We start from the raw sequence: 25,602 nt of genomic DNA, 5'->3' as shown, positions 1-25,602 counted from the left end.
ACTCTTGTCATATATGCGAACTCGTGCATATATTGGCTGGGTCATGGGACATTCACATTCGCACTCGCACGGTCACGTCGACGCCGCCTCGGCCGCGCATCGACGGATCTGGCCGATGGCCGTGGCCGTCGGTCTGATCAGCACCTACTTCGTCGTGGAGCTCACCGTCGGCATCGCCGTCGACTCCCTGGCCCTCATCGCCGACGCCGGGCACATGCTGACCGACGTCGTCGCGCTGCTCATGGGGCTGACCGCACTACTGCTCGCGCGGCACGGCAAGACCACCGACACCCGGACCTTCGGCTGGCACCGGGCCGAGGTGTTCACCGCGGTCGCCAACGCGGTACTGCTCATCGGGGTCGCGGCGTTCGTGCTCTACGAGGCCATCGAGCGGATCGGCTCCGACCCGCAGGTCCCGGGTCTGACGTTGATCGTCGTCGCACTGATCGGGCTCGCGGTGAACCTCGCGGTCATGCTGCTGCTGCGGGACGATTCCCGCGACTCCATCGCCGTGCGCGGTGCCTACCTCGAGGTCCTCGCCGACGCCGTAGGCAGCGTGGGCGTGCTCGTCGCCGGCATCGTCGCGCTGACCACCGGGTGGGGCTACGCCGACATCATCGTCGCCGTCGGCATCGCCCTCTGGGTGGTGCCGCGCGCACTGCGGCTGGCCATCGACGCGTTGCGCATCCTCAACCAGCAGGCTCCCTCGCACATCGACGTCGATGCGCTACGGTCCGAACTCGCGGCCATTCCCGGCGTCGACGACGTCCACGATCTGCACGTGTGGTCGCTGACCACCGGGATGGACGTCGCCACGGTGCATCTCGGGAGCTCGCGGGAGGGCGCCGAGGTGCTCTCGGCCGCCCGGCAGGTGCTCACCCGTCATGGACTCGAACACGCGACGGTGCAGGTGGATCCCGAGGATCAGCAGCACAAATGCCACGACGAACTGCGGTGGTAGGGCCGCGGTTTCGTTTGCCGAGGTAACGAATGTCGCGTATGTCGCGAATCCTCCGGTAGGAGTTCACCACCCGATCCGGAAAAGAGGCATCACCCATGAGCATCATCCGACGACTCTGCACCACCACGGCCATCGCGGGTATGGCGCTGGGCACGGCTGCCACCCTGGGCGCCGGCGACGGTCAGGCCGCGACCGTGCGCGACTGCTCGATCTACAACTACTGGGCGGGCGCGTCCATCAACTGCCCGGCCAATGTCCGGGCCGTCCTCGAACTCGACTGCGTGGGTCTGGGCCGCAACACCGGCGAGACCGCCGGCGTCCGGGTCTTCTATCACCGCACCAGTCCGGCGACCGATGGCAGCGGATTCACCGCCACCGACTGCGGCAAGGGCAGCTACATCGGCTCCGGCGTCAACACCCGATCGTGGGTGCGCCCGGTCTGATCGGGTGCGGCGGCCGGCGCCGGAACATGAGGTCAGCGGCGCCAGAACAGGAAGGTTTCCCAGCCCCAGCCGGCGAGCTGGGAGGGCACACCCGACAGCTCGAACAGCCAGAAGATGACGTCGAAGAAGGCCTTGTTGAGTGCCGGGATGAACAGCAGCGCGAAGACGATCAGGAAGCCGTAGGGTGCGATCTTGGCGGCCGACTGCCGCGTCTGCGGCGACAGATACGGCTCGATGGCCCCGTACCCGTCGAATCCCGGCATCGGGATGAGGTTGAGGACCGCGGCGGTGATCTGCAGGAACGCCAGCATCGCCAGTCCGTCCCACAGGTTGATGGTGGACGGGTCGGTGATGATGACCCCGAACGGACTGTCGGTGAACGGCCCGAACGCCCGGATCACCGCAAGCAGGATGATCGCCAGCACTATGTTCATCGCCGGTCCGGCCAGCGATACGAGGGTGCGCTGTGCGCGCGTGAAGCCGCGCTCGTTCAGATACACCGCGCCGCCGGGGAATCCGATGCCGCCCATCAGGATGATCAGCAGCGGCAATCCCAGTGACAGGCCGGGGTGGGTGTAGCGCAGCGGATTGAGGGTCAGGTAACCGCGCAGTTCGGCGTCCCGGTCACCGAATCGGTAGGCGGTGACCGCGTGCCCGAATTCGTGCAGACACAGCGAGATCACCCAGCCGGACAGCACCAGCAGCAGCATGCCCGCGGTGGCCCTACCCGAAGCGCGATCGAATCCTGCTGTGGCACACAACCATCCGCCGACGATGGCCACGGCGATCAGGCCGAGGAAGATCGCCCCGGGCTGGACCGCCCGGCCGATCTCGGTGATCGTCGGCGTGCGTCGCCGCTCGAAGCCCTGGCCGGTCATGACGATTCTCCGGACGGCAGCACCAGTTTCAGATCCACGTGGTGACGGTAGTACGTCGAGCGCTTGACCACCCGCTCGGTGAGCTCACCCTCGCGTTCCACAACGATGTTCGTCCCGCCGGTCTGTACCGCCCGACCCGGATACCACCGCTGCCGGCGCAGCACCCGGCGCATTCCCGACGGCTCGAGGCGGGCCCGCAGTCCCGGCTCGCCCGGCGTCGGCTCGATCCGGATCCCGGGCACCTCGCCGCGGAAAAGCCGATGATCGTCGGCGTAACTCTCGCCGTGCAGGGGAGCGCCGTCGGCGCCGAGGTGTCGGGCGACGCCGACGAGCACCGTCGCGGCGTCGTCGCGGATCAGCGGTAGATCCCGTGCCCGTCCGGTGCGGGCCAGGTCCCGCGCCGCGTCGCCGTGGGGGAGGCCGTAGATGCGGGTCGCCGGTGTCGGTCGGTCGGCGACGTAGGCGACCTCGACGTCGAGACGCTCGATCAGCATCAGGGCGGCGATGACCTGCGCGAGATAGCGGTCGGAGGCGGCGGCCGCGTCGGCGGCGGGAGCATCACCGGGGCCGCCCGCGTCGGGTTCGACGATCAGGCGCGACACCCCGGGTTCGGCGATCCGCGTCGACACGGCGTCGCGCAGGGCCCGGCGAGAGCTGCCCACCGACGGTGCCTGGACGGACGTGATGAGGGCGAACGACATGGGAATAGCGTATCGAGCAGGCCGAACCAGTAGGGTTGTCCCGGTTCGACGAACGCAACTGAAGGGTGAACAGACCATGGCCGCGATCGTGCTGATCGGCGCCCAATGGGGTGACGAGGGCAAAGGTAAGGCCACCGATCTCCTCGGCGGCAAGCTGCAATGGGTGGTCCGCTACCAGGGCGGCAACAACGCCGGTCACACGGTGGTGCTGCCCAACGGCGAGACCTTCGCCCTGCATCTGATTCCGTCGGGCATCCTGACCCCGGGCGTGAACAACGTCATCGGCAACGGCGTTGTCGTCGACCCGGGTGTGCTGCTCACCGAACTCGGCGGCCTCGAGGACCGCGACGTCGACACCACCGGCCTGATGATCTCCGCCGACGCCCACCTGCTGATGCCGTATCACGTGGCCATCGACAAGGTGACCGAACGCTTCCTGGGCAACAAGAAGATCGGCACCACCGGTCGCGGGATCGGGCCCTGCTATCAGGACAAGATCGCCCGCGTCGGCGTCCGCGTCGCCGACGTCCTCGACGAGTCGATCCTCGCCCAGAAGGTCGAGGCGGCACTCGAGCTGAAGAATCAGATCCTGGTGAAGATCTACAACCGCCGCGCGCTCGATCCCCAGCAGGTCGTCGACGAGGTGCTCACCCAGGCCGAAGACTTCAAGCACCGCATCGCCGACACCCGGCTCCTGCTCAACCAGGCCCTCGAACGCGGTGAGACCGTCCTGCTCGAGGGTTCGCAGGGCACGCTGCTCGACGTCGACCACGGCACCTATCCGTATGTGACGTCGTCGAATCCGACCGCCGGCGGCGCGGCGGTGGGTGCGGGTATCGGACCCAATCGCATCACCACCGTGCTCGGCATCCTCAAGGCCTACACCACGCGCGTCGGCTCGGGCCCGTTCCCGACCGAACTGTTCGACGAGTGGGGTGCGTATCTGGCCAAGACCGGCGGCGAGGTCGGCGTGACCACCGGCCGGGCCCGGCGCTGCGGCTGGTTCGACGCCGTCATCGCCCGCTACGCGACGCGCGTCAACGGCATCACCGACTACTTCCTGACCAAGCTCGATGTGCTCTCCAGCCTGGAGACCGTGCCCATCTGCGTGGCCTACGAGGTCGACGGTGAACGGGTCGAGGACATGCCGATGACGCAGACCGGGTTTCATCACGCCAAGCCCATCTACGAGGAGATGCCGGGCTGGTGGGAGGACATCAGCGAGGCCAAGACCTTCGACGATCTCCCCAAGAACGCGCAGGACTACATCCTGCGTCTCGAGGAACTGTCCGGTGCGCACATCTCGTGCATCGGCGTCGGCCCGGGACGCGAACAGACGATCGTGCGCCGCGACATCGTCTGAAAGCGGGCGAGAATTGCGGATATCGTTGCCGGCTGTCCTGTTAGTCCCGGAATTCGCAGAAGCCTGGGCGTGTAAGCGCGGATAACCGCTGCCGATGTGTCTCAATACGGCGGTATCGGCGGCATGTCCGCGTGATGTTGGTTAGCCTCGTGGAAGCAGGTGGTGGCGCCCCGGCCACCCCGCAAACGAGGAGAGTGTCCGATGGGCCTGTACGCCGTCACCGATCCCGCGACCGGTGAGGTCGTCAAGGAATACCCGACCGCCACCGACGATCAGGTCACCGCCGCGATCGCGTCGGCCGCCGACGCATTCGCGAACTGGTCCAAGACCTCGACGGTGGCGCAGCGGGCCGAGTTGATCCGCAAGGTGGCGGCACTGCACACCGAACGCAAGGATGAGCTCGCCGCCATCATCCAGAGGGAGATGGGCAAGCCGCTCGATCAGTCGGTGGGTGAGGTCGAGTTCAGCGCCGCGATCTACGAGTACTACGCCGACAACGCCGAGAAGTTCCTCGCCGACGAACCGATCACCCTGCTCGAGGGCGAGGGCTCGGCATTCGTCCGGCGCAGTGCCGTCGGGGTGCTCCTCGGCATCATGCCGTGGAACTACCCGTACTACCAGGTCGCCCGGTTCGCCGGTCCGAACCTGGTGCTGGGCAACACGATTGTGCTCAAGCACGCGCCGCAGTGCCCGGAGTCGGCGGCCGCGCTACAGCAGATCTTCCTCGACGCCGGCTACCCGCCCGGCGCCTACGTCAACATCTATGCGACCAACGATCAGATCGCTGCGGCCATCGCCGATCCGCGTATCCAGGGAGTCTCGCTGACCGGTTCGGAGCGGGCCGGTGCCGCCGTCGCCGAGGTGGCCGGGCGCAACCTGAAGAAGGTGGTCCTCGAACTCGGTGGATCCGACCCGTTCATCCTGCTGTCCACCGATGATCTCGACGCGACCATATCCGCCGCGGTCGACGGGCGGTTCGAGAACACCGGTCAAGCCTGCAATGCCGCCAAACGTTTCATCGTCGACGAGAGCATCTACGACGACTTCATCACCAAGTTCACCGACAAGGTCAAGGCGACCGCGCAGGGACTCGCCCCGCTGTCGTCGCTGGCCGCCGCCGAACGTCTCGAAGAGCAGGTGAACACGGCCGTGAAGTCAGGCGCCACACTGGATTCGGCGGGTGAACGCTCCGGCGCGCACTTCCCGCCCGGCGTGCTCACCGGCATCGATCCGGAGTCGCCGGTCGCCAAGGAGGAACTCTTCGGCCCGGTGGCCACCGTCTACAAGGTGGCCGGCGAGGACGCGGCCGTCGCGCTCGCCAACGACATCCCGTTCGGGCTCGGTTCCTATGTCTTCACCACCGACGCGGATCAGGCGCTGCGGGTGGCCGACAAGATCGAGGCCGGCATGGTCTTCGTCAACGCCGTCGGTGCCGAGGGTGCCGAATTACCCTTCGGTGGCGTGAAGCGATCGGGCTTCGGACGAGAACTCGGACGTTTCGGTATCGACGAATTCGTCAACAAGAAGATGATCCGCATCAGCTGACGCGCTCGACCACCATCCCGGTGCGTCAGCGCACTGGGGTGGTGGTGGTCAGCGCCGAACCCCCGGCGGAACCCCGACGCTCGGTGATTCGCTTGCTGGCGAGGGGCTTTCGCTCGCGCCGGGATGGGCCGGGGTGGTCGTTCCGGCCGGGGCGGAGGTCGACGGATCATCCGCGTCCGACGACGGGACCGACGAGTCGGCCGTCCCCGACGACGGATCGTCCGAGGACGCCGCGCCCGACGGTGAAGCCACCGACGGCGATGCCCCTGACGAAGATGCTTGTGCCGCAAGCACTGTGGGCAACGCGACGGTGGTGCTCGCCCCGTTCCGTGCGGCTGCGGTGGCCGCGGCGACGCCCGTGGTGTTGGTGTCACCGCCGGCGCTGACGACCTGCGCCTTGGTGGTCACCGGCGGATTCGCCCGCAGAGCGGCCAGCAGGTCGTCCCGGCCGTCGGTGAGACTGCGGTCCCAGGTCGTCCAGGTGTGGCCGCCGTAGTTGGGCAGCGAGATCACCGACGCCCCGGACTGGGCGAGCTGCAACTGCATCAGCACCGTCGACACCGCCGACAGCATCTCCAGCGCCATCGCGCTGATCTGATCCTGCTGGGATAGCTTCGCCATCTCCGATGTGGTGAGGAATCCGTTGCCGGAGGAGATGATCAGCACCTGGCCGTTCTCCTTCAGCTTGTCGACGTTGCGGGACGGATCGTTGGCGGCCCACTGTGCGCTGCCCGGCGCACCCCACATGTTGACGATGCCGTTGGTGTAGTTGGAGACGATCGTCTGCGACGCCAGCACGCCGAGCGCGCCGATCGGGTTGTCGAGTTGGTAGTACCCCGACATCGCCTGCACCACCTTGAACTGCTCGGGATGCTTCTCGGCGAGGGTCACCGCCGGACCCGCCGACATCGACAGCCCGACGATCGCGTTGCCGGACTTGCTGACGCCGAAGTTCTGCGACAGATAGTCGGGCAGTTCCTGGGTCAGGAAGGTCTCCTGCTTGATCGTCGTGTTCGCCCCGGCCGGGCCGTTCCAGTCGGTGTAGAAAGACGACGCCCCGCCGGCCGGCATCACCAGCGTGGTGTCGGTCGACGAGTCATACACCTTGGCGGCCTGCACATCACTGGTCCATGCCGAATGGGTGTCCACCGCACGCATGCCGTCGAGCAGGTAGATGCCCTTGTCGCTGCCGTTGGAGGCGCGGACCTGCACGACGATGTACTTGTTCATCGACGCCGACCACACCCTGCAGTTCTGCACGTAATTGCCCGAGGAGTCCCAGGTGCAGCCCGGGCGCAGCACCTCCGGGTGCCCGACGAGCGCAGAGGCGGTGTTCCCGCCGGTGATCAGGCCGCTGAGGACGTAGAGGAGCAGCGTCACCACGGCGGCGATGCCCGGGATGACCAAGCGGCGACCCGGCAGGCGCCGACGACGCGGTGATCGGCCGGAGGGCTGCTGCTGTTGCGGGTGAATCGTCCACCCGGATGCGATCGGCGATCCGGCCGCATCCGGGGCGACGTGGGCGTCATGGGAACCGGACATCGACACTGCTATCCGCGGCGCAGAACCAGATCGCGCCGATATTGTTTGCATCGCGAATGACCGGCGCGGGTGTTACACGCACCGGACGCCCGGATCGATTCCACCTCGGGCGAGTCGTGAGAAGGTGATCGGGTGGCGAGGACGGGTAGACGTGACTACGGATCGATCCTGCTCGGCTCGTCGAAGGAGAGCGGGGTCAGACAGCGCGTCCGCATCCAGACGCTGCTCACGTCGTCGATCGTGTTCGCGAACCTGGTGGGTGCGATCATGGCGATCACGCTCACCTCGGTGGGGATTCCCGAACCGTCGGTGTTCCGGAGCAACCTGTGGTGGGTCAACTTCATCGCGCTCCCGGTGTACGTGGTGTTCGCCTTCGTCATCGGGATCGTCCTCGGTACCGTCGTCGTGGTCCGCGATCTGCGCTGGGCCATCCAGGATCGGGAACCCACCAAGAAGGACGCGCGCCGCGCCCGACGCGCCCCGATACGTCTGCTCGGCCTCCAGGCAGCCCTGTGGGCCGGTGCGGTGGTCTTCTTCACCCTCGCCTATGGGATAACCGACCCCGACCTCATCCCCAAGATGTTCTTCGTCGTCGGGCTCAGCGGGGTGGTGGTCGTCGCGATCTCGTCGCTGCTGATCGAGTTCTCCCTGCGTCCGGTGGCCGCGGAGCTCATCAGCGCCGGCTACGGCCGACGCAAACGCAGCGGCGTCCGCAGCCGATCGGTGACCTCCTGGATGGTCGGATCGGCCATCCCCATCGTCGGCATCCTGCTGGTGGTGATGTTCGGCGCGTTCCGCGCCGAGACGACCAAACTCGACCTGTTCGTCGGGGTGATGGTGCTCGCGCTCACCGCGCTGGCCACCGGTCTGATCCTGACCCTGCTGTCCAGTCTGTCCGTCATCGGGCCGATCCGCAGTGTCCGCTCGGCGATGGAACGGGTCCAGGCGGGCCGGCTCGATGACGCCGACCTCGTCGTCTACGACGGCACCGAACTCGGCGATCTGCAGGCCGGATTCAACTCGATGGTCGGCGGGCTGCGTGAACGAGAGCACATGCGGGACATATTCGGTCGGCATGTCGGACGCGAGGTGGCCGCGGCGGCGTTGTCATCGGACCCGGAACTCGGCGGTGTCGAACGGGTGGTGGCCGCTGTCTTCGTCGACGTGATCGGTTCGACAACCCTTGCGGCGCAACGTTCCCCGGTGGAGGTGGTGGAGATCCTGAACCGCTTCTTCGCGGTCATCGTGGCGGCGGTGGAGGAACAGAAGGGCTTGGTCAACAAGTTCGAGGGCGACGCGGTGCTGGCGATCTTCGGTGCGCCGCTGGCCCTTCCGGATGCGGCCGGGGCGGCGTTGGCCGCGGGCCGGCACATCTCGATGCGGCTGCGCTTGGAGGTGCCGGAACTATCCGCCGGCATCGGGATCAGCCACGGACCGGTGGTCGCCGGAAACGTCGGTGCCATCGAACGATTCGAGTACACGGTGATCGGTGATCCGGTCAACGAGAGCGCCCGGCTCTCGGAGCTGGCCAAGCGTGACCCATTGCGCCCCTTGGCATCCGGTCGTGCAATGGATGCGGTGAAGGGCGACGAGGGTCGGCATTGGCGCCGTGCGGAAACCGTCACGCTGCGGGGCCGGACCCAGGAGACGGTGGTCTACGAACTCGACGACGTCGACGACACCGACGATTCCGGGGGTGTCGAGCACATCGACGAGATCGGGGACCGCGTCGGCTCCGACGAGGCGTGACCCGGCCGCTCAGCTGTCGCTGCGGTCGGTGTATCCCTCGGCGAAGTCCAACCGCCGCAACGCCATCCGGAGCACCTCGTCGTCGATGCGGCCGGCGTCGCGTTCCTCGATGAACACCTTGCGTTGCACCGCGAGGATCTTGCCGCGGATGCGGTTGCCGGCCGCGGTGGGGCTCTCGCCGATGGCATCGGGTCCCCGGCCGAGCTCCTCCCACGCCGTATTCCGTTGCGTGGTCACCCATTTGCGCTGCATCCCGATCTGATGCCGACGGACGTCGTCGGGTGCCATCTGCGCCTCGATCTGATCGAGCAGCGCCTCGGATTCGCGCGAGGCCCGGTCCTGTGCGCCGGCATAGGCCAGGCGTTCGGTGGCGGCGTCGTCGCCGGCGACACCGAGACGTCGGATGATCCACGGCAGCGTGGTGCCCTGGATCAGCAGCGTGCCCACCACCACGACGAAGGTGAGGAAGATGATCTCCGCCCGCGCCGGGAACGGGGCGTCGGAGTTGGTGGTCAGCGGGATCGCGAACGCCGCCGCGAGCGACACCACCCCACGCATTCCGGCCCAGCCGACGATGAATACCCAACTCGGCTTCGGGAACGGCTCGCGTTCCCGGATGGTGCGTGACAGCAGCCGCGGCAGATAGGTCGCCGGATACACCCAGATGAAGCGCACCACGATCACCGCGAGGAGTACCACGACGGCGTCGATGGCGATCTGGGCCCACGACTCACCGTGTAGTCCGTCGACCAGGTCGGGCAGTTGCAGGCCGATGAGCAGGAAGACGAATGCCTCGAGGACGGCGTCGATGGATTTGCGCACCGCCTCGTCCTGCAGGCGGGTCTGGTAGCCCTCGCGGACCGATCGTTGTCCGAGCAGCAGGCCCGCGGTGACCACCGCGATCACCCCGGACGCTCCGAACTCCTCGGCGACGAAGTAGGTGCCGAATGGCACCATGATGCCGATCGCGGTCTCCATGGTCGGGTCGGTGAGCCAGCCGCGCACCCACGAGGTGAGGTAGCCGATCGCCAGGCCGACGAGGAGTCCGCCGATGGCGGCCAGCAGGAACGTCGAGATGCCGTTCCACACGGTCGTGGTCATCCCGACGGCCGCGGCGACGGCGACGCGCAACGCGGTGAGCGCCGTCGCGTCGTTGAGCAGGCTCTCGCCCCCCAGCAACGTCATGATGCGCCGCGGCAGGCCCACCTTGCGCCCGATCGCCTGCGCCGACACCGCGTCCGGCGGCGCCACGATCGCACCGAGCACCAGGGCGGCGGCCAGTGGCACGTGCGGGATGCTCCACCAGGCGACCAGCCCGACCAGCACCGTCGAGAACAGCGGCAGGCCGACGGCCAGCAGACCGATGGATCGGCGATTGGCCCGTATCTCCTGATACGAACTGTCCTGCGCGGCCGAGTACAGCAGCGGCGGCAGGATGACGAACAGCACGAAATCGGGTTCCAGGGTCACCTCGGGCAGACCCGGGATCCATCCGAGGGCCAGACCGACCGCGACGAGTACCAGCGGAGCGGACAGACCGAAATGACGACACAGCGCGGCGATCGCGAGCGACACCGCCGCGACGAGCAGGAGTGAGGCGCTCACTCGGACGAACGTAGCACCGGTGTGGCCGCGTCACAGTGGCGATAATGGATGAATGCGATTGTTTGGACGTGGAAACCGCAGCGACGACGCGGCGGGCGCCGGGGCGACGGGCGACCGTTGCCCGGAACTCGCCCGCTACGGTGCCGATCCGGCCGGCGACCCGCCGCCGGAGAACGGCCGTAGCGACCAATGCCAGGACTGTGTCGAACTCGGTGAGCAGCACTGGTCGCATCTGCGTGAGTGCCTGGAATGCGGGCATATCGCCTGCTGTGACTCGTCGCCACGTAAGCACGCGACCGCGCATTTCGCGGCGTCGGGCCACCCCGTCATGCGTTCGGCGGAACCCGGAGAAGTGTGGCGTTGGTGCTACGTCCACCAGGTGATGGGCTGACCGGCCGTGATGGTCCGGCGTCCCTGCAGGTCACAGCCCCATATCGACTCCCGGTTCACCGAGTGTGGTGTCGATGACCGCGCTCGGTGACGCCACGTAGAATCCGGGAATGACCTCGAACACCGAGAGTGGTGCATCGCCTCAGGAGCCGCAGCGCACCGAGGCCGCCGCGCCGAGTGCCCCGCCGGCCCAGGCGCCCGTCGTGCAGGTGCCGCAACCGTCGACGGATTCACCGGACGCCGCAGCGGTGCCCTCGGGACCGGGTATCGACACGCCGCTGTCGGTGACCGAATCCGCCCCCGCGGCGGAGTCGGGACCCGAGGCGGAATCCGCACCCGCGGCGCAGCCGGTGGTCGCGGAGTCGACACCGGAGCCGATGACGATGGCCAAGGAGCCGGCGGCAATGGGCACGGAGCCGGCGGCAATGGGCACGGAGCCGGCGGCAATGGGCACGGAGCCGGCGACAATGGGCAAGGAGCCGGCGGTACCGGCCGCAGCCGACGCCGCCGAGGTCGCGGCATCGCAGGCGCCGACGCAGGTGCAGGCAGTGTCCGGGCCGAAGGAATCACCCGTCGGGCCGCCCGACATCCTGGGTACCCCGCTGTCGCCGACGGCGACGCGCGTCATGGTGCTCGGCGCGGGTGAACTCGGCAAGGAACTCGTCATCGCGTTCCAGCGGCTCGGCGTCGAGGTGATCGCCGTCGACCGTTACGAGGGGGCGCCCGGGCATCAGGTGGCCCATCACGCCGAGGTCGTCGACATGACCGACGGCGCCGCCATTCACGCGCTGGTACAGAAGTACCGCCCGCATTACGTCGTTCCCGAGATCGAGGCAATCGCCACCGACGCGCTGAAATCGATCGAGGATCGCAAGCTGGCCGAGGTCATCCCGACGGCGTCGGCGGTGGTGGCGACGATGAACCGGGAAGGCATCCGCCGGCTGGCCGATGAGGATCTCGGGCTGCCGACCTCCCCGTACCTGTTCGCCGGCTCGCATGACGAAATGGCGGTCGCGGTCAAGCAGATCGGGTTCCCGTGCGTGGTCAAGCCGGTCATGTCGTCGTCGGGCAAGGGCCAGACCATCCTCAAGAGTGCCGCCGACATCGACTCGGCCTGGGAACGTGCCACCACCGGTGGCCGCGTCGCCGGGGAGCGGGTCATCGTCGAGGGATGGGTCGAATTCGATTTCGAGATCACCCTGCTGACGGTCCGGGCCATCGATCCGGCCACCGGTAAACTGATGTCGCACTTCTGTGCCCCGATCGGTCACAAGCAGGTCAACGGTGACTACGTCGAGAGCTGGCAGCCCCACGACATGACGCCCGACGCGCTGGGCGCGGCCACCTCCATCGCGGCCCGCATCGCCACCGCACTCGGTGACGGAAAGCTCGGTGGCCGAGGTATTTTCGGTGTCGAGATGTTCGTCAAGGGCGACGACGTGTACTTCTCCGAGGTCAGTCCGCGCCCGCACGACACCGGCCTGGTGACGATGGCGACGCAGCGGCTGAGCGAGTTCGAGATGCACGCGCGCGCCATCCTCGGTCTGCCCGTCGACGTCACGCTGGCCTCCCCGGGCGCATCCGCGGTCATCTACGGCCAACTCGACGAGAAGGCCATCGGCTTCGAGAACGTCGCGCGGGCGCTGGCCGTGCCCGAAACCGACATCCGGCTGTTCGGCAAGCCGGAGAGTTTCCATCGGCGCCGCGTCGGCGTGATCACCGCAACCGCCGACGACGTGGCCACCGCCCGCGAACGTGCCGTGCAGGCCGCCTCGATCGTCACGCCCGTTCCCGGCCGACCGGCCCGTCACGGCGTACCCGCGCCGATGCCGCCGACCGCGCCCGCCGGTGCCGCATCCCGCGGACCCGCGGGTCCGCCACCGGGCGCGCCACCACGACCGGGTCCACAGCAGATGGCACCACAGGCCGGGCGACCGCCGGTCGGTCCCGGTGGTCCGGGAGGCCCGGTCGGTCCTGGTGGTCCGGCGCCGCGTGGTCCGCAGGGGCCGGGGCCGGGTGCTCCGCAGGGTGGACCGCACGCCGGTGGACCCCGCGTCGGCCCGCCGCCGGGCGGTCCCCGTCCGCCGATGGCTCCTCGTCCGCCCGCGGGTCCGGGTGGTCCGCCCGCTGCGCGTCCACCGGCGGCCGCGCCGGCACCGGCACCTCGGGGTGCCGAATCGTCTCCCGCACAGGTCGACTGACGCCTCGCCCATGCCGCTCTACGGCGACGTCATCGTCGGTGTCTGCATCCTGATCGGTCTGCTCGGCATCGTGGTGCCGGTACTGCCCGGCACCCTGGTGGTGGTCGTGTCGATTCTGGTGTGGGCCATCGTCGTCGGCGGTTGGGCATGGTTGATCTTCGGGATCGCCGCGGTCCTGATCGCCACCAGTGAGGTCATCAAGTACGTGCTGGCCGGCCGGGTCATGCGGCGCCACGAGATACCCAACCGCACCGTCCTCGTCGGCGCCGTGGTGGGTATCGTCGGGTTCTTCGTCATCCCGGTGATCGGCCTGTTCATCGGATTCATCGCCGGCGCAATGGTTTCCGAGTTGATCCGCACCCGCAGCACCGCGGCCGCATGGCGCGGCACCGTCGGTGCCACCAAGGCATCGGCGGTCACCATCGGGATCGAACTGCTCGGTGCGTTGCTGGCATCCGGTGTGTGGCTGGCGGGCGCGATCGCGGTCTGAGTGCCCTCAGGCGCTGGGAATCTTGCGCAGGCCGGGAACCCCACGGGCGCTGTGCGTTCCGATCGGCACGATCATCGGGCCGCCGAACACCGGATCGGGGACGATCCGGGCGCGCAGGCCGAACGCGTCGTCGAGGAGGTCGGTGGTGATCACCTCGTCGGGCACGCCGTAATGCACCAGTCCGCCGTCCTTCATCACAAATAGTGAATCACTGTATCGCACAGCAAGGTTGAGGTCATGCAGGACCATCACGATGGTCTTGCCGTGGTCGGTCTTGAGGGAGTGGACCAGATCGAGCACCTCGAGGGAGTGCGCCAGATCGAGGTAGGTGGTCGGTTCGTCGAGCAGCAGCAGGTCGGTGCCCTGGGCGAGGGCGAGGGCTATCCAGACCCGTTGGCGTTGCCCGCCGGAGAGGGCGTCGAGGGTGCGATCGGCGAGGTCGGCGGTGGCGGTCAGTTCCAGCGCCTCGGCGACGGCCCGCTCGTCCTCGGCGGAGGCCTGCTGATACCACTTCTGATAGGGATGACGACCCCGCGCGACCAGATCCTCGACCGTGAGCCCTTCGGGCGCAACGGGATTCTGCGGCAGAATGCCCAGGGTGCGGGCGACGGTCTTCGGTTTGATCGTGGTGATGTCGGCGCCGTCGAGAAACACCGTGCCGGATCGGGCAGGCAACAGACGCGCAAGGCAGCGCAGCAGCGTCGATTTGCCGCAACCGTTGGGGCCGATGATGGTGCTGATCGCGGCGTCGGGGATGTCGATGTCGAGTCGGTCGATGATGACCCGTTCGTCATAGCCGACGACGAGGTCGCGTGCGGACAGGCGGGTCATGTCTGCGCCGCCCATCGGTGGGGCGGCGATGCTGCGATCGTTCACGCGGGGCCTGGTCATACGGTGGCCTTTCGGGAGATCGTGACCATCAGATAGATGAGGAACGGGCCGCCGATCGCGGCGGTGACGATGCCGACCGGCAGGCCGGAGGGCAGCAGGGTGCGACACGCGATGTCGCCGGCGACGACGAGGATCGCACCTATCGCACCCGACGCGACGGGGGTGGGGACGGCGCTGCCGGTGATGCGCATCGCGATCTGAGGGGCGAGAAGTGCGACGAAGGCGATCGGTCCGGCCGCCGACACGGCGAGGGCGGCCACGATCACGGCGATGAGCAGGATCGCCGAGGAGACCGCCAACGTCCGGACCCCGAGGGATCGCGCGAGATCGTTGCCGAGGCTCATCGCGTCGACCTGCCGGGCGAGCACCCCGACGCCGACGACGGCCAGCACGACGGCGATCGCCACCGGCCACACACTCGACCACGAGGTGTTGGCCACCGAGCCGACGAGCCACGTCTGGGCGCGTGCGACGTCGCGGATCTCCGCGCGGGTCAACAGGTAGGAGGTGCCGGCCTGCAGGACCCAGGTGATGCCGACGCCGATCAGCACCAGCCGCAACGGATTGATGGCGTGATTGGCCTTTCGGCCGGGCCACGCGAGGAGATACATCAGCGCCGCAGTTCCCAGACCGCCGACAAGCGCGGCCATCGGCACGCCGAGTTCGGCGAACCAAGCTCCCCAGCTGGTCCCGAAGGCGATCGCGGCCACCGCTGCGGCGCCGGCGCCGGCGGTGATGCCGAGCATGTCCGGGGTGGCGAGCGGATTCTGCGCGATCAGCTGGGTCAGTGAGCCCGACATCCCGAGAGCGAACCCGACGAGCACCGACACGGCCGCACGTGGCACCGCGTCGTCGAGGATGACGACGTTCTCGATGCGGGTGCCACCACCGAGCAGGATGCGCATCACGTCGATCGGGGTGACCGGGTACTCGCTGATGGTGACGCTGAGCAGGAACAGCACGACGGCGATCACCAGCGAGCAGGTCACGGTGATCAGCACCCGGGGCCGGATCACCCACGACGTCGGGCCGAACCGGACGATACGACGGGCGGTGCTTGTGGGCGCCGCGTCGGCGGCGACGGGGTGGGGCGTCGTATCGGTGCTCATACGCTCGTCAACTTCGTCCGTCGGACCATGGCGATCAGGAACGGGGCGCCGACGAAGGCCAGCACCACACCGACCTGCACCTCACCGGGTCGCGCGACGACGCGCCCGATGATGTCGCAGACCAGCAGCAGCGCGGCGCCGATCAGTGCCGAGTACGGGATGATCCAGCGGTAGTCCGGCCCGGTGATCGCACGCGCGATGTGCGGGACGACCAGTCCGAGGAAGACGATCGGGCCGCAGGCGGCGGTGGCCGCGCCGATCAGCAGAGTGATACCCAGGATGCCGACGCCACGGATCAGCAGCACCCGCGATCCGAGTGCCTTGGTCATGTCGTCGCCCAACGACAGCAGATTGAGAAAGAAGCCGCTGGCCATCGCCAGGATCAGGCCGATCACGATGAACGGCAGGCTCGCCCAGAACACGTCGATGGAGCGGCCGGACGTCGAACCGACACTCCAGAAGCGCCAGGCGTCCAGCGACTGGGTGTCGGTGAGGACGATCGCCGACGCGATGGCCACCAGCATCGCCGACAGGCCGGTGCCGGCCAGGACGAGGGTCACCGGGCCGGTGCCGGTGAGTGCGGCGACACCGAAGACGGCCGCCGACGCGACGATCGCGCCGAGCAGTCCGAACCCCATGTATGCCAGCGGCGAGGAGATGCCGAAAATGTAGACCCCGGTCACCACCGCGCACGCGGCGCCGGCGTTGACGCCGAGCATGCCCGGGTCGGCGATCGGGTTACGAGTGTGACCCTGGGTGATCGCGCCGGCCGCGCCGATTGCCAGGCCGACGACCAACCCGAGCAGTGTCCGCGGTACGCGGAGGTCCCAGACGATCCCCGAGACGTCGGTGGATGTGTCGATATGCGGCGCGGTGAAGTGGATCAGGCCGTGCCAGATCTGGGCGGAGCCGCTGGTCAGGCTGTCCCAGGTGGTGGCATACGGGATCTCGCGCGTACCAATCAGGACCGAGCCGATGACCGCGACGAACAGGACGGCCACGATGGTCACCAGCCCCGTCAGTCGTCGCACGAAGGGTTACCTTACCTGACACTCGATTTCGGCGAATCGGGTGACGGTCCGGGTACTGACCGGACACAATTCTTAAAAAGCAGTAACGGTTACCTGTGAGGTTGCGATAAACCTGGACGTAACTGATTTGGCGCGCAGCGCCGCCTGGTTCATGACCTTCGGGTCACATCGACGAAGAAGGAGTCGACATGAAGAAGACGCTGAAGCGCCTGGTGGCCGGTGTGGCCGTCGCGGCGGGTATTGCGAGTGGCTCGATGGTCGCCGCAGGTGAGGCGCAGGCCGCGACGCCGGGTAACCTCGCACTGTTCGGCGGGGTGGACTGCTACTTCAAGGGCTGGGGGCCCACCTGGGACAACCTTCCCGGCTGGCGTATGCACCGGTGGATGACCGTGCGAAATATCGGTGGCATGACCATGCACAACGTGAGCATCACCGAACTCGGTGGCGGTCCGATCTATGTGCCCAAGCGCACCAAGGCTCAGGCGATCGCGGCGGGTGCCGCGCCGGCGACCGCGCGGGATACCAAAGTCGGCGAACTCTTGCCGGGTCAGGCCTTCAAGCCGGCGCAGCTCGAGACGACCTGGCGTGCCTGCTTCCCGTCGTCGATCTCCGGCTACACGATCGGTCAGGAGGTCGAGGACGTGACCAACAACTTCGGCTTCTGGGCCAACGTCCGGCAGCAGCAGGGAACTCCGGGGACGGTCAACACGCCGCCGTCGGCGACGAACTGATCTTTCACACACCGAACCCGCGGAAGAACCTTCTTCCGCGGGTTTTGTGTTCTCTGGCGAACAGTTCCCCGGTGCGAAAACAAAGGTGGCGGAAGAAGATTCTTCCGCCACCTTCGGTATTTGTTTGAATCCCTGACGGAGTCAGGCCTTTTGCACCTTGCCGGGCTCGGACGCGGCGAGCATGTCCTCACGCTCGACGACCTTGATGCGCTCGCGGCCCTGTTCGGCGCCGAGGGACCGCTCGTGCTCGTCGAGGCGGTACCAGCCGTCCCAGGTGGTGAACGGGATGCTCTTGGACTCGAGCAGTTCGATGACGGCGTCTTCGGACGGGCTCGACGGCGTGTTCAGCACGCCGTTGGTCATGTCCTCGATGATGCACTCGACGGTCTCGTTGGCATCGCCCTTGGTGTGGCCGATCAGGCCGACGGGACCGCGCTTGACCCAACCGGTGGTGTACAGGCCCACGAGGTGGGTGCCCTCGTCGAAGATGCGTCCGGCCTCGTTGGGGATGACGCCGGCCTGGGTGTCGAACGGGATCTCCGGCAGGTTGTCCGACAGGTAGCCGACGGCGCGGTAGATGGCGGTGACGTCCCAGTCGGTGTGCTTGCCGGTGGGCTTGACGTTGCCGGTGCCGTCGAGCTGGGTGCGCTCGGTGCGCAGACCCACGACCTTGCCGTCCTCGCCGAGGATCTCGATGGGGCTTTCGAAGAAGTGCAGGAACAGCTTATGGATGGCGCCCTGCTTGGGCTCGCGCATCGCGTAGTTCTCGATGATCGTGGCCACCTGGTCGGTGATCTTCGATCCGCGACGGGCCACGGCTGAACCCTCGTCGTAGTCGATGTCCTCCGGGTCGACGATGACCTCGATGTTCGGCGAGTGGTCGAGTTCCTTGAGCTCGAGTGGGGTGAACTTGGCCTGCGCCGGTCCGCGTCGTCCGAAGACATGCACCTCGACGGCCTTGTTGGCCTTGAGTCCCTGGTAGACGTTGTCCGGGATCTCGGTCGGGAGCAGTTCGTCGCCGGTCTTGGCGAGCACGCGCGCGACGTCGAGTGCGACGTTGCCGACGCCGATGACGGCGACCTTCTCCTGGTCCAGCGGCCATTCGCGGGGGAAGTCGGGGTGGCCGTCATACCAGGCGACGAACTGCGCGGCGCCGTAGGAACGATCGAGGTCGACGCCGGGGATCTGCAGTCCGCGGTCGTCGGTGGCGCCGGTGGAGAAGATCACCGCGTCGTACAGCGACTTCAGTTCGTCGAGGGTGATGTCGGTGCCGTAGTCGATGTTGCCGAGCAGGCGGACCTGCGGCTTGTCGAGTACCTTGTGCAGGGCGGTGATGATGCCCTTGATGCGGGGATGATCGGGTGCGACGCCGTAGCGAATCAGGCCGAACGGCGCGGGCATCCGCTCATAGAGGTCGATGCTGACACCGCGATCCTTGGCGGTGTCGGACTTCATCAGCGCATCGGCGGCGTAGATCCCGGCGGGACCGGCCCCGATGATGGCAACGCGCAGCGGGCGGCTCTGATCGGTCATAAGGTGTCGTCTACCTCGTTCTCGTCTGTCTTCGACGCGCGCGGGAGGTCAGCGATGCGTCGACGCTTATCCCCTCTACGGTAGGCGTTGGTGGGCCGTACCCAAAATCTCGGGTTAGGGTGACCTCACTCGCGGCGGCGACGTGTGATCGAGCGCATCCGGCGACAAGGCCCTCGAAACCGGCGAGAACTGCGGCGATACACTCGCCACCATGGCCAAACGCGCACCTCGTAAGTCCGCACCGGAGACCGTCGGTGACGATCTCGGTGCCGACGACCCGGGTGCCGGGGTGCCGTCGTGGCGCAAGGCCTGGCCGTTTCTGTTGGCGTTGATCGTCGTGGGTGTGGCGGTGCTGGGGATCTCGCTGTCGTATCTGATCCGACCGGCCGAGGAACGGGCCAGTGAACCGGCGCAGGTCCAGTACGGCATCAACGATTTCTACACCGCGCGTAACAACCTCGACTACGCGGAGTTCCGCGATCACACCTGCGCCGCCGATCTGAATGCGAGTGACTTTCCGTCCGAGGCGGAGTTCACCGCCGAGAACCAGAAGTCACTGGAGGCCAACGGACGGATCGTGATTCCGGAGATCAGCGATGTCAGCGTCTCCGGTGACCGCGCGACGGCGACAGTACATTGGCAATTCGACAAGAAATCCGACGAGAAGCAGACGACGAACGTCGTGGTGCTTCGGGAGAACGGGAACTGGAAGGTGTGCAAGGCATGACTTATGCCGGAGATCTGACCCCGCAGCAGGCCTGGGAGAAGCTCGAGAACAATCCCAAGGCGAAGTTGGTGGACTGTCGCACGCGCGCCGAGTGGTCGTTCGTGGGTGTGCCCGACCTGGAGGTCCTGGAGAAGCAGACCATTTTCGTCGAGTGGACCACCTTCCCCGCCGGGACCCCCAACGAGGCGTTCGTCGCCGAACTGCGTGACGCGGGCATCGCCGATGACGACGAGGTCATCTTCATTTGCCGTTCGGGTCACCGGTCGATCGGTGCGGCCGAGGCGGCCACCGCCGACGGGGTCTCCCTCGCCTACAACGTGCTCGACGGATTCGAGGGTGCGCTCGACGAATTCGATCATCGTGGTTCCACCGGTTGGCGGGCCCAGGATCTTCCGTGGAGACAGTCGTGAGCGAAACGAGCGAGCCGGCCGACCGTGCAGAGTGGAGGCAGTCGTGAGTCGCGAACTGCCACCTGGTGTTTCGCCGGAGACCATCTCGGTCCGCGGCGGACTGGATCGATCCGGTTTCTTCGAGACGTCGGAGGCCCTGTACCTGACGAGCGGGTACGTCTACGACTCCGCCGAGGCCGCCGAGCGTGCCTTCACCGGTGAGGACGAACGATTCGTCTACTCCCGCTACGGAAATCCGACCGTCGAGATGTTTCAGGAGCGGCTGCGGCTACTCGAGGGCGCCGAGGCGTGTTTCGCCACCGCGAGTGGAATGGCCGCCGTCTTCGTCTCTCTCGGTGCGCTGCTGAAGGCCGGGGACCGGCTGGTAGCGGCACGCAGCCTGTTCGGTTCGTGCTTCGTGGTGGCCAACGAGATCCTGCCGCGCTGGGGTGTGACAACGGAATTCGTCGACGGTGAGGATCTCTCCCAGTGGGAGAAGGCGTTGTCCACGCCGGCCGACGCAGTGTTCTTCGAAACCCCGTCGAATCCGATGCAGACCCTCGTCGACGTGGCGCGGGTGTCCGAGCTGGCGCATGCCGCGGGTGCAAAGGTGGTGTTGGACAACGTGTTCGCCACCCCGTTGCTGCAGCGTGGTCTCGAACTCGGGGCCGACGTCATCGTCTACTCGGGCACCAAGCATATCGACGGGCAGGGCCGCGTGATGGGTGGTGCGGTGCTCGGCACCAAGGAGTACATCGACGGCCCGGTGCAGACGCTGATGCGTCACACCGGTCCTGCGTTGAGCCCGTTCAACGCGTGGACGCTGGTGAAGGGTCTGGAGACCCTACGCCTGCGCGTCGACGCGTCGGTCGCCTCGGCACTGCGAATCGCGCAGTTCCTGGAGGACGATCCGCGGGTGGGGTGGGTCAAATACCCGTTCCTGCAATCACATCCGCAGTACGAGCTCGCCAAGGAGCAGATGTCCGGTGGCGGCACCGTCGTCACCTTCGAGTTGGCCGAAATGGGCGGTGTCAAGGGCAAGAAACGCGCCTTCGACGTGCTCAACGCACTCCGCGTCATCGACATCTCGAACAACCTGGGCGACTCCAAGTCACTGATCACCCACCCCGCGACCACCACCCATCGGGCGATGGGACCCGAGGGTCGGGCGGCGATCGGGTTGGGTGACTCGGTGGTTCGGCTGTCGGTGGGCCTCGAGGGCATTGACGACCTCCTCGGCGACCTGGATCAGGCACTGGGCTGACCGATGTGTGGCCGCGGTTTGCGGTCGCGCAGCAATCTGGCAGGTCGTGTGCACGGCACCGCAAGGGTGGACCGGCATCGTGGAAGACGTCAGAGAGAAACGCACACAGCGGATCTCACGTCTATGAACACAGGAGTTCATCATGCCCGCACCTCGCCGCAACAACAATCCCGTCCGCGTCCAGCGTCGTCGCCGCGTGCGTCGCTACGACCCGCGCAGCCGTCAGTGGCTGTGGATGTGGATCTGATCGGCTGGCCTCGGTCGATATGCAACGGCCCCACCCGGGAGTTCCGGGTGGGGCCGAGGTGCGTGAAAGTGGTTCTGGTTCAGATGAACTCGTCTGTGCTCTTCCGGGTGTATCCGGCGGGCGTCGAGCCAGGGCTTCGCCGCAGTCAGCGGATCGGCGGTCGATGGCGCAGCGTCGTGCCGATGCGTTGATCGCGTTGACCCAGGGGCAGGACCGATTGGCGGTCGGTCTCCGGTGTGTGAGGAGCAACGCGATTCCGACGTGGTTCCTGGCGGTGCTCGCACTGACGATGGCATGGGCGAGGATCCAGCAGATCCTGCGATCCCAGTCGACGCACCTGTGGTCGCCGGCACAGAGTTGGCCTCCGCCCAGTCGGGGTCCGCCCAGCCCGATCCGCAGCAAGCTGTTTGTGTACTGGTCCCGAACACCGCGCCCCACCGCCGCTACCTGTGCCGCCGCCCGCGCATCGATCTTCGTGGTCGCCGACCAATCCACCCTCGACGCTGAGGATGACGAACCCGGCTATCTCGACGGGTACGGCGTCATCGATGCCGACTCGGTGCGCGCCCTCGACAATCGGGAGTTCACCTGCCGCGTCGGGGTGTCCCGAGAACTCGCGATGCAAGGCGGGAAAGGGCACCCACTCGACGGGAAAGGGCACCCACTCGACGGGAAAGTGCGCCCACTCGACGGGAAAGGGCGCCCACTCGACGCGGCGAGTCAGTCCTCGATACCCAACGCCCGCAATACCGTTAGGAGTTTCGCGGTGGTCTCGGCGAGTTCGGCATCGGGGTCGGAGTCGGCGACGATGCCGCCACCCGCCCAGCTGCGGAAGGAACGGAGGTCGGGCTCGAGTTCCAGGCACCGGATGGTCACCATCCATTCGCCGTTGCCGGCCGCGTCGGCCCACCCGACCGCACCGGCGTACAACCCGCGCGGTTCCTCGTGTGCGCGAATGAATTCCGTGGCCACCTCGCTCGGTGTGCCGCCGACCGCCGGTGTCGGACTCAGCGCGATCGCAAGATCCAGGGCGCCGACGGCGTCGTCGTCGAGTATCGCCCGGATCGGGGTCGCCAGATGCCACATCTCGCCGGTCGACAACAACTGCGGCTCATCGGGGATCGCGAGTTCGCGGCACAACGGTGCCAGGCGATCCCGGAGGTGCTCGACGACGAACGCGTGCTCGCGGTGATCTTTCTCCGACGCCGCGAGCTTCTCGCGGGACTCCCGGTCGGCCTCCGGATCGGCCGAGCGCGGCGCCGAACCGGCGTATGGCCGGCACGTCACCTCGCGACCGTCCTTGCGCAGCAACAGTTCCGGGCTCGCGCCGAGCAGCCACGAGGTGCCGGTGTCGACGGCAAAGGCGTTGTGTTCGCTGTTGCCGCCGGCGAGTGCGGCCAGCAGCCCGTCGACCGTGACCGGCGAATCCAGTTGAGCCCGAATCATTCTGGCGAGGACGACCTTCGCCAATGCGCCGGAGGCGATCGCCGACAACGCGGCACGCACCCGATCACGATGGGTGGCCGAATCGGGAATCTGCTCCGACGAAATCAGCGTCCGGCGCGGTGGTCGGCTCCCGGCGAGCGGAGTCGGTTCATGGGACAGCGTCACCGGCTCGAACAGCGCCGACGGGGCCGAGGGATCGAAGGCCACCGCCCCGACGACCGCATCGACGGCGCCGCTGCGCAGCCGGGTCGCGGCGTCGTCGGCGTCGGCGAATCGCGTCCGCACGCCGCGCGCTCGCACCGTCCCGTGCGGCCGCGACAGGACGAACGGTGACGCGGCGTGGGTATCGGAGACGGGCACCCAACCAACTTAGGCGACGACGGGCCGCGGCCTTTCGCTCACGCTGAGTGAAAATTGACACCCTTGCGCGCCGTAGGCCACCCTTGGTGCAGGTCATGAGTGCCAGCGACAAGCCCCGGCTAGCTGGCCGGCAACCCTCCTCCGCGGTGGGGTGCTCCGGGTGACGACCTGGCCGTGTACCGACCGGGCACGGCAAGCGTGGATTCCAAGGAGCCTTTGCGATGACTGCTGTCGCCACCACCACTGATTGCCGCAACGACTGCGCGGTGCAGTCCGATGCCGCCGACCTGTCGACCATCGGACCGCTGACCTCGGTCGTCGGTGCCGCCGAACTCGTCCCGCTGACCAGCGGTGATCAGATCCGCTACGCCAACTTCGACTACGCGGCCAGCGCGCCCGCCCTCACCGCCGTCGCCGACGCCGTCGCGGCGTCGGTGAGTCAGTACGCCAGCGTCCACCGCGGCGCCGGCCACCTGTCGCAGGTCACCACCCGCCGCTACGAGCAGTGCCGGGACACCGTCCGACGTTTCGTGCGTGGCCGCACCGACGACACCGTCGTCTTCACCCGCAACACCACCGACGCGATCAACCTGGCCGCCCACTGCACCCCCGGTGACGTCGTCGTTCTCGACATCGAGCACCACGCGAACCTGCTGCCGTGGGTGTCCCGTGACAACGGGACCGCGCGCATCGTCTCGGCGTGCGACACCCTCGAGGACACCCTGGCCGCGCTCGACGCCGAACTCGCCGCGGCGCCGGCCGCCCTGCTCGCCGTCACCGCGGCATCCAACGTCACCGGCGAGGTGCTGCCCATCTCGCGGCTGGCCTCGATCGCCCACCGCCACGGTGCCCGCATCCTCGTCGACGCCGCGCAACTGGTGGCACACCGACCGGTGTCGATCGTCAGTCACGGCATCGATTACCTCGTCTTTTCCGGCCACAAGCTCTACGCACCCTTTGGATCCGGAGTCCTCATCGGTCGCAGCGACTGGCTCGACGCCGCCGACCCGTACCTTGCCGGCGGCGGGGCGTCGGCGCAGGTGAGCCTCGTCGACGGACCCGACGAGAACTGCGCCTCGACCGCCTGGCACTCGGGTGCCGCGCGGCATGAGGCCGGCTCACCGAATGTGTTGGGCGCGATCGCCATTGCCGCCGCCTGCGATGCCATCGTCGATCTCGGATTCGAACTGATCGGCCTGCATGAGGCGGAACTGCGCGCCCGTCTGGACGTCGGACTGGCCGGCGTCGCCGACGTGACGCCGCTGCGGATCTTCTCCGACGACCTCGATCGCGTCGGCATCGCCGGCTTCTCCGTCGACGGACACACGCCGCGCGCCGTCGCCGAGTACCTCAGCGATCATCACGGAATCGGCGTGCGCGACGGCAAGTTCTGCGCGCATCCGCTGCTGGCCCGACTCGGACACACCGACGGCGCGGTCCGCGCGAGCTTCGGTCTCGGTACCGATTCCGCCGACGTCGACCGGCTCGTCACCGCACTCTCCGAACTCACCCGCACTACTCCCGGAAAGGCACAGCCATGACCGCCGAACTCTCCGACGTCCGCATCAGCATCGGCCGCCCCGGTCTGCGCGTGGCACTGGCCGGGGATGTGTCGGCCATCGACGTGCCGATCGTGGTGCGTCGACCGACCCTTCGCGACGCGCAGCGGGCGCGGTCGGTGCTGCGATCCGGCACCCGGGACACCGCGAATTTCTGTGTGGCACTGGAGGTCGAGGTGGCCATCGCCCCGAATGCCGCGTCCGCACGGGCGGCGGTCGCGGGTATCCCCGACGAGCTCGACGGCGGTACCGTCCGCTACATCGGCACACCCGGCGGGCTGGTCACCCTCATCCGCGACATCTACGCCGCCGAGGTCGCCGACGCGGTGATCCTGGTGTCGTTGGACGGGTCGGCGACCGAGAACCGGGTCCGTCAGCTCGTGCTGCCGGCGTTCACCGGTGCCGCCCGACGCGTCGCCTGATCCGCAGATCTCGCACCGGTCCGGA

23 protein-coding genes and 1 riboswitch are annotated in these 25,602 nt (G+C 67.5%); of the genes, 14 read left to right on the top strand and 9 right to left on the bottom strand.

The window, feature by feature from the left end:
* Positions 1–43: 43 nt before the first annotated feature.
* A complete protein-coding gene (locus tag ACWDPV_RS02960; protein ID WP_449741683.1) occupies positions 44–961 on the top strand; it encodes a cation diffusion facilitator family transporter in 918 nt (305 codons plus the stop codon).
* A gap of 95 nt (positions 962–1,056) precedes the next feature.
* On the top strand, positions 1,057–1,404 hold the full coding sequence (locus ACWDPV_RS02955) for a hypothetical protein (RefSeq protein WP_449741682.1): 348 nt from the start codon (positions 1,057–1,059) through the stop codon (positions 1,402–1,404).
* A 32-nt stretch (positions 1,405–1,436) separates the two neighbouring features.
* Here the strand turns inward: ACWDPV_RS02955 and ACWDPV_RS02950 are convergent, their stop codons facing one another.
* Positions 1,437–2,282, bottom strand: coding sequence for a site-2 protease family protein (locus ACWDPV_RS02950; protein ID WP_449741681.1), 846 nt, complete (start codon positions 2,280–2,282; stop codon positions 1,437–1,439).
* Complete coding sequence (locus tag ACWDPV_RS02945; protein WP_449741680.1) at positions 2,279–2,983, bottom strand: hypothetical protein; 705 nt, start codon at positions 2,981–2,983, stop codon at positions 2,279–2,281. The genes ACWDPV_RS02950 and ACWDPV_RS02945 overlap by 4 nt, the downstream gene beginning before the upstream one ends.
* Positions 2,984–3,059: 76 nt before the next feature.
* Here ACWDPV_RS02945 and ACWDPV_RS02940 point away from each other — a divergent pair, with 76 nt between their 5' ends.
* Both ACWDPV_RS02940 and ACWDPV_RS02935 read left to right on the top strand, forming a co-directional pair.
* The gene (locus ACWDPV_RS02940; RefSeq protein WP_449741679.1) at positions 3,060–4,346 is read left to right on the top strand and encodes an adenylosuccinate synthase; all 1,287 of its coding nucleotides are present in this window, start codon (positions 3,060–3,062) and stop codon (positions 4,344–4,346) included.
* 201 nt (positions 4,347–4,547) lie between these two features.
* Positions 4,548–5,891, top strand: coding sequence for an NAD-dependent succinate-semialdehyde dehydrogenase (locus tag ACWDPV_RS02935; RefSeq protein WP_449741678.1), 1,344 nt, complete (start codon positions 4,548–4,550; stop codon positions 5,889–5,891).
* A gap of 48 nt (positions 5,892–5,939) precedes the next feature.
* On the opposite strand, the gene ACWDPV_RS02930 is transcribed toward ACWDPV_RS02935, so the two are convergent.
* Entirely contained in the window at positions 5,940–7,433 is a 1,494-nt protein-coding gene (locus tag ACWDPV_RS02930) for an alpha/beta hydrolase (RefSeq protein ID WP_449741677.1), read from the bottom strand.
* 132 nt (positions 7,434–7,565) lie between these two features.
* On the opposite strand from ACWDPV_RS02930, the gene ACWDPV_RS02925 reads away from it, so the two are divergent.
* The gene (locus ACWDPV_RS02925) at positions 7,566–9,182 is read left to right on the top strand and encodes an adenylate/guanylate cyclase domain-containing protein (RefSeq protein WP_449741676.1); all 1,617 of its coding nucleotides are present in this window, start codon (positions 7,566–7,568) and stop codon (positions 9,180–9,182) included.
* 9 nt (positions 9,183–9,191) lie between these two features.
* On the opposite strand, the gene ACWDPV_RS02920 is transcribed toward ACWDPV_RS02925, so the two are convergent.
* Positions 9,192–10,787 carry a Na+/H+ antiporter gene (locus ACWDPV_RS02920; RefSeq protein ID WP_348809778.1) on the bottom strand — a complete coding sequence of 532 codons (1,596 nt, stop codon included), beginning with the start codon at positions 10,785–10,787 and terminating at the stop codon, positions 9,192–9,194.
* A 52-nt stretch (positions 10,788–10,839) separates the two neighbouring features.
* Between ACWDPV_RS02920 and ACWDPV_RS02915 the strand changes: the two genes are divergently transcribed.
* The 3 genes from ACWDPV_RS02915 (at position 10,840) to ACWDPV_RS02905 (ending at position 13,868) form a co-directional block, all read left to right on the top strand.
* On the top strand, positions 10,840–11,178 hold the full coding sequence (locus tag ACWDPV_RS02915; protein WP_348809777.1) for a UBP-type zinc finger domain-containing protein: 339 nt from the start codon (positions 10,840–10,842) through the stop codon (positions 11,176–11,178).
* 466 nt (positions 11,179–11,644) lie between these two features.
* Positions 11,645–13,378 (top strand): formate-dependent phosphoribosylglycinamide formyltransferase, encoded by a 1,734-nt coding sequence (gene purT / locus ACWDPV_RS02910; RefSeq protein ID WP_449741891.1) that lies wholly within the window; start codon positions 11,645–11,647, stop codon positions 13,376–13,378.
* Positions 13,379–13,388: 10 nt separating this feature from the next.
* Positions 13,389–13,868 (top strand): DUF456 domain-containing protein, encoded by a 480-nt coding sequence (locus tag ACWDPV_RS02905; RefSeq protein ID WP_449741675.1) that lies wholly within the window; start codon positions 13,389–13,391, stop codon positions 13,866–13,868.
* A 6-nt stretch (positions 13,869–13,874) separates the two neighbouring features.
* Here ACWDPV_RS02905 and ACWDPV_RS02900 read toward each other — a convergent pair whose 3' ends face one another.
* The 3 genes from ACWDPV_RS02900 to ACWDPV_RS02890 are packed head-to-tail and all read right to left on the bottom strand — an operon-like array spanning position 13,875 to position 16,899.
* Positions 13,875–14,699 (bottom strand): ABC transporter ATP-binding protein, encoded by an 825-nt coding sequence (locus ACWDPV_RS02900; RefSeq protein ID WP_449741890.1) that lies wholly within the window; start codon positions 14,697–14,699, stop codon positions 13,875–13,877.
* A 56-nt stretch (positions 14,700–14,755) separates the two neighbouring features.
* A complete protein-coding gene (locus ACWDPV_RS02895) occupies positions 14,756–15,868 on the bottom strand; it encodes a FecCD family ABC transporter permease (RefSeq protein WP_449741674.1) in 1,113 nt (370 codons plus the stop codon).
* Positions 15,865–16,899, bottom strand: a complete 1,035-nt coding sequence (locus ACWDPV_RS02890; protein ID WP_449741673.1) for a FecCD family ABC transporter permease — start codon at positions 16,897–16,899, stop codon at positions 15,865–15,867. The genes ACWDPV_RS02895 and ACWDPV_RS02890 overlap by 4 nt, the downstream gene beginning before the upstream one ends.
* A 188-nt stretch (positions 16,900–17,087) precedes the next feature.
* Between ACWDPV_RS02890 and ACWDPV_RS02885 the strand changes: the two genes are divergently transcribed.
* On the top strand, positions 17,088–17,630 hold the full coding sequence (locus ACWDPV_RS02885; protein ID WP_449741672.1) for a hypothetical protein: 543 nt from the start codon (positions 17,088–17,090) through the stop codon (positions 17,628–17,630).
* Positions 17,631–17,771: 141 nt separating this feature from the next.
* Here the strand turns inward: ACWDPV_RS02885 and ACWDPV_RS02880 are convergent, their stop codons facing one another.
* A complete protein-coding gene (locus tag ACWDPV_RS02880; RefSeq protein WP_449741671.1) occupies positions 17,772–19,163 on the bottom strand; it encodes an FAD-dependent oxidoreductase in 1,392 nt (463 codons plus the stop codon).
* 211 nt (positions 19,164–19,374) lie between these two features.
* Between ACWDPV_RS02880 and ACWDPV_RS02875 the strand changes: the two genes are divergently transcribed.
* Genes ACWDPV_RS02875 through ACWDPV_RS02865 form a run of 3 tightly spaced genes read left to right on the top strand, consistent with a single transcriptional unit; the run spans position 19,375 to position 21,543 of the window.
* Positions 19,375–19,890 carry an Rv0361 family membrane protein gene (locus tag ACWDPV_RS02875; RefSeq protein WP_449741670.1) on the top strand — a complete coding sequence of 172 codons (516 nt, stop codon included), beginning with the start codon at positions 19,375–19,377 and terminating at the stop codon, positions 19,888–19,890.
* Entirely contained in the window at positions 19,887–20,300 is a 414-nt protein-coding gene (locus tag ACWDPV_RS02870) for a rhodanese-like domain-containing protein (protein ID WP_348809770.1), read from the top strand. Before ACWDPV_RS02875 ends, ACWDPV_RS02870 begins: the two co-directional genes overlap by 4 nt.
* A gap of 43 nt (positions 20,301–20,343) precedes the next feature.
* Positions 20,344–21,543, top strand: coding sequence for an O-succinylhomoserine sulfhydrylase (locus ACWDPV_RS02865; protein WP_348809769.1), 1,200 nt, complete (start codon positions 20,344–20,346; stop codon positions 21,541–21,543).
* Positions 21,544–22,510: 967 nt separating this feature from the next.
* Here the strand turns inward: ACWDPV_RS02865 and ACWDPV_RS02860 are convergent.
* Positions 22,511–23,596, bottom strand: coding sequence for an isochorismate synthase (locus ACWDPV_RS02860; protein ID WP_449741669.1), 1,086 nt, complete (start codon positions 23,594–23,596; stop codon positions 22,511–22,513).
* Positions 23,597–23,687: 91 nt separating this feature from the next.
* Positions 23,688–23,801, top strand: a riboswitch (SAM riboswitch).
* A 16-nt stretch (positions 23,802–23,817) separates the two neighbouring features.
* On the opposite strand from ACWDPV_RS02860, the gene ACWDPV_RS02855 reads away from it, so the two are divergent.
* Together ACWDPV_RS02855 and ACWDPV_RS02850 are read left to right on the top strand one after the other, a co-directional pair.
* Entirely contained in the window at positions 23,818–25,137 is a 1,320-nt protein-coding gene (locus ACWDPV_RS02855) for an aminotransferase class V-fold PLP-dependent enzyme (RefSeq protein ID WP_449741668.1), read from the top strand.
* Complete coding sequence (locus tag ACWDPV_RS02850) at positions 25,134–25,577, top strand: hypothetical protein (RefSeq protein WP_449741667.1); 444 nt, start codon at positions 25,134–25,136, stop codon at positions 25,575–25,577. Before ACWDPV_RS02855 ends, ACWDPV_RS02850 begins: the two co-directional genes overlap by 4 nt.
* Positions 25,578–25,602 lie beyond the last annotated feature (25 nt).

The sequence above is a fragment of the Gordonia sp. NPDC003504 genome (genome assembly GCF_053587995.1).
The sequence above is the reverse complement of the archived record's forward strand: the minus strand, read 5'-3'. Positions and strand labels throughout refer to the sequence as shown.